General features: G+C 58.8%; 3 protein-coding genes and 1 tRNA gene. 2 read left to right on the top strand and 2 right to left on the bottom strand.

Going from position 1 to position 4,054, the window contains the following annotated elements:
• Nucleotide 1: 1 nt before the first annotated feature.
• A tRNA-Ile gene (locus HKN37_07070) sits at nucleotides 2-74 on the bottom strand.
• Between the two features lie 665 nt (nucleotides 75-739).
• Here HKN37_07070 and HKN37_07065 point away from each other — a divergent pair.
• Together HKN37_07065 and HKN37_07060 are read left to right on the top strand one after the other, a co-directional pair.
• On the top strand, nucleotides 740-1,207 hold the full coding sequence (locus HKN37_07065; protein NNE46404.1) for an Lrp/AsnC family transcriptional regulator: 468 nt from the start codon (nucleotides 740-742) through the stop codon (nucleotides 1,205-1,207).
• 75 nt (nucleotides 1,208-1,282) lie between these two features.
• The gene (locus HKN37_07060; protein ID NNE46403.1) at nucleotides 1,283-3,475 is read left to right on the top strand and encodes a glutamine synthetase type III; all 2,193 of its coding nucleotides are present in this window, start codon (nucleotides 1,283-1,285) and stop codon (nucleotides 3,473-3,475) included.
• Nucleotides 3,476-3,564: 89 nt separating this feature from the next.
• Here the strand turns inward: HKN37_07060 and HKN37_07055 are convergent.
• Nucleotides 3,565-4,054 (bottom strand): S8 family serine peptidase (locus HKN37_07055; GenBank protein NNE46402.1); only part of this gene is annotated, 490 nt, incomplete at its 5' end.

Below are 4,054 nucleotides of genomic sequence, written 5' to 3'. Positions count from 1 at the left end.
GTGGGCCCGGTAGGATTTGAACCTACGACCAACGGATTATGAGTCCGGTGCTCTAACCGCTGAGCTACGGGCCCGAGCCCCGATAAACTACGAATGCCGCGCAAAGGTTTTGCGGTTGCATATTGGCTGGCTCAAACTCCCATGGATCTCGTATCTGGTGCGGGATGACGTGTGCAACGCGGGATGACGGGGTAGTGCGGGATGAAGTGTGCAGTGCGGGATGACGGGTGCAATGCGGGATGACGGGAGTTCGTGTTGACGCGTGCCGGTGTCCTGAATTCCTGTTCGGCATCCTCTGTCTCGCGAGGCTCCTCCCTCGCGCCCGCACGAACTGAGCGGAGCGTTCTCAGCGCCAGGTACGTCGAGGCGCCGGCGCCGACGGCTGGCGCCTCGTTCGCCCCACATGAGCACATGCCACAGCACCCGACCACGGACAGGGTGATTGGGGACGTATCCTGCGACCCGGTTGATGCCCGGCTACTCGCGAGGTCGGCCACTTTCTCTTTCGCCCGAAACGACAGGCACCTGGCGCGGCATGGGGTTCCGCCGTCAAATCGTTCTTCCCGCCACACGCCTGAGGCAAAAACAGCGATCACGCATCAGATCCGACGTTTCACATCGCCACAAGCATATTTCACATTAATTTTTTAGGCTGTCCATTGATGTGGCGTGACGATCCGGGTATTTTCTGTCGTTACATCCTGAAAAACAAACCGAATTGGCTTGCCAGGCACCTCGAATGGAAAGAATTGACGACATAGACGCCCGCATTCTGGAGCTTCTGCAGGCGCACGGCAGAATGAAACGGAGCCGAATCGCCGAAGACGTGGGCCTGTCGGTGCCGACCGTCAGTGATCGTATGAGAAAACTGGAAGAGCGCGGCGTCCTCATCGGATTCAGCGCGAACCTCAGCCCGAAGCGCCTTCACTTCGACATCACGGCATTTGTCCGAGTGCGTATCGACGGCTCGGAGAACTACGCAGGGTTTGTCGATGCCGTAACCAAAATGGCGGAAGTACAGGAATTGCACTCGGTCACGGGAGACGGCTCCCACATCATGAAAATCCGCACGAAGAACACGACGACACTCGAAGCCCTGCTGTCCCGACTCCAGGCGCTTCCCGGTGTCCACGGGACCACGACAAGCATCGTGCTTAGCAGTCAGAAGGAAACGACCACGCTTCCGGTCGAGGCCATGACGCTGTAGCTCAGCGCCCGCCTGGCCGATCTGTTCTGACATCCACAGAATCTAAATCAACACACTCCAACCCTCTCTCATCCAATGAGCAAGCAATCATCTGATTACAACGTCATCGCCGCAACGAAGTATGTCTCGAACGGGAAGATCAATGCGATGACCATGGACATCGAACGCATCTTCGGCGAGAACACCTTCGGCCTGGAGGAAATGAAAAGCCGCCTTCCCGAGAGCATTTACGCCAGCATTCTGGCTACGATCGAGAAGGGTGAACCGATCGACTCGACGATCGCCGACACGGTCGCGATCGCCATGAAAGAGTGGGCCGTCGAGCGAGGCGTGTCCCACTATACCCACTGGTTTCAGCCGCTCACCGGATCTACGGCTGAGAAGCACGATAGCTTCATCACCCCGAACAAGGGTGGCGGCGCAATCGCACAGTTCTCCGGCAAGGATCTAATTCAGGGTGAGCCCGACGCGTCGAGCTTTCCGTCAGGCGGCGTGCGGGCGACGTTCGAGGCGCGCGGCTATACAGCATGGGATCCGACCTCCCCGGCGTTTGTCATCGAGAATCAGAACGGTTCCTACCTCGCCATCCCGACCGCCTTCGCATCGTGGACCGGAGAAGCGCTCGATCACAAGATCCCGCTGCTCCGCTCGATGCAAGCGATCGACAAGTCGGCCCGGCGCGTGCTCAAGCTCTTCGCGGTTCGTGGCGTTCACAGCGTGACGTCGACGGTGGGTAATGAGCAGGAGTACTTCCTGATCGATGAAGAGTACTTCTACCGTCGCCCCGACCTGATCAACACCGGACGAACGCTATTCGGTGCGAAGCCGGCGAAAGGACAGGAGCTCGACGACCACTACTTCGGTTCCATACCGGACCGCATTCTGGCGTACATGCTGGAAGTCGAGAAGGAGCTATATAGACTTGGCGTGCCTGTCAAGACGCGGCACAATGAGGTAGCGCCGGGTCAATACGAGATCGCACCCATCTTCGAGACATCGAACATCGCGGCCGACCATCAGCAGCTCACGATGCTGACATTGCAGCGCGTTGCCCGGAACTACGGACTCGTTTGCCTGCTTCACGAAAAGCCGTTCGAGGGTGTCAACGGTTCTGGTAAGCACAACAACTGGTCGATCAGTACCGACACGGGCATGAACCTGCTCGATCCGGGTGATAATCCGCACGACAACATTCAATTTCTGTTCTTCTGTGCCGCCGTCCTGCGTGCGGTACATCATCATCAGGATCTGCTGCGGGGAGCCGTCGCCTCTGCGGGCAACGACCACAGGCTCGGAGCTAACGAGGCGCCGCCCGCCATCATGAGCGTATTCCTCGGCGAACAACTGGAAGATGTCTTCGATCAGATCGTCGAAGGCGTAGCGAAATCGAGCAAGCAGGGCGGTTTGCTCGGACTCGGGGTGCCGGCTCTGCCGCATCTGCCGCGGCATGCAGGCGACCGCAATCGTACATCGCCGTTCGCCTTCACGGGCAACAAGTTCGAATTCCGCGCAGTGGGTTCTGCCCAGTCCGTATCGATTCCGAACGTTGTGCTGAACCTGATCGTGTCGGAGTCGCTCGACGCAATGAGCGACATGCTTGAGGAGAAGCTCGCCGGCAAGAAGAGAAACAAACAGTTGTTTGAGCATGCTGTCGCCGAAGTGCTCAGCACCGTCATCAAAGATTCGAAGCCGATCATATTTGGGGGCGATAACTACTCGGACGAATGGCACCAGGAAGCGGAGCGCCGCGGTCTGTTGAATCTCCGAACTACAGTCGACGCATTGGAGCGGATGGTAGACGACAAGAACGTCGCGCTCTTTGATCGCTACGGCGTTCTAACGCCCACGGAGCTGCACAGCCGCCACGAGATCTGGCTCGAGCAGTACGCGACAACGATCAACATCGAGGCGGAGACGACGCAATCCATGGCAAAGACCATGATTCTCCCCGCAGCGATTGACTACCTGCACGAGCTAACGTCAACGCTCTCGTCTGCCGCGGCCACCGGTCTGAACCTGTCCGGCGTCCAGAACACTGCAGCGGAGGTAGGGGATCTAGTCGATAATCTCTACACGTCGTTGGAGAACCTGAAGAATGCGAACCTCAACACAGGTGGCGACAACGCCCTGGGGCACGCTCGCTTCATGCTGAACGACGTAATTCCGGCCATGTCCGCTGTGCGCGACGCTTCGGACCGTCTGGAGCGTGTCATTCCGCACGACACCTGGCCGCTGCCGACCTACACGGAGATTCTGTTCGTTAAGTAGAATCCACCTTTCCGGATAAAGAACAAGGCCCGTGAGCGTCCTGCTCACGGGCCTTTTTTACTCAACGCGATCTCTCGTCGAGGAGCTTCTCAGTTCACGGCGATTTCGTCGGCGGTACTGTCCCGGTCGCCATTCACCGTTCCGTCAACGGAAATGCCACCGGGGAGGAGCAAAATTCCCGCCACGTGCGGAGCCGCCATCGACGTCCCGCTGATGGTATTGTAGCCGCCATTCTTCCAGGTCGACTCGATGCTCACTCCCGGTGCCGCGTAGTCAACAGGGGGATTCCCGTAATTCGAGAACCAGGCAAAGCGGTCGGCGCTGTCAATGGCTGAGATTGTGTAGATGCCATTCCCGTTCACGCGCGCTGGCGAGTGGTTGTTGGCGTTGTCGGATTCATTTCCAGCGGCCAGGACAAACCTGACGCCTCCGGCCGCTGCCGCAACTGCGTCGTCGAGTGCCGTCGAGACGCCGCCGCCCAGGCTCATGTTCGCGACGTCTCCGACGCTCCCGTTGGCGGCAACGTGGTTGACACCGGCAATGACCCCCGATGTGCTGCCTGATCCTCGACTCGACAAC

It is taken from the genome of Rhodothermales bacterium (assembly GCA_013002345.1).
Lineage (GTDB): Bacteria > Bacteroidota > Rhodothermia > Rhodothermales > JABDKH01 > JABDKH01.
Note: the sequence above shows the minus strand (reverse complement) of the source record. Positions and strands in the feature narration are given on the sequence as shown.

Coding starts and splice junctions, on each gene's coding strand:
- HKN37_07065 (NNE46404.1), top strand. CDS start 740: ATGGAAAGAATTGACGACATAGACGCCCGCATTCTGGAGCTTCTGCAG.
- HKN37_07060 (NNE46403.1), top strand. CDS start 1,283: ATGAGCAAGCAATCATCTGATTACAACGTCATCGCCGCAACGAAGTAT.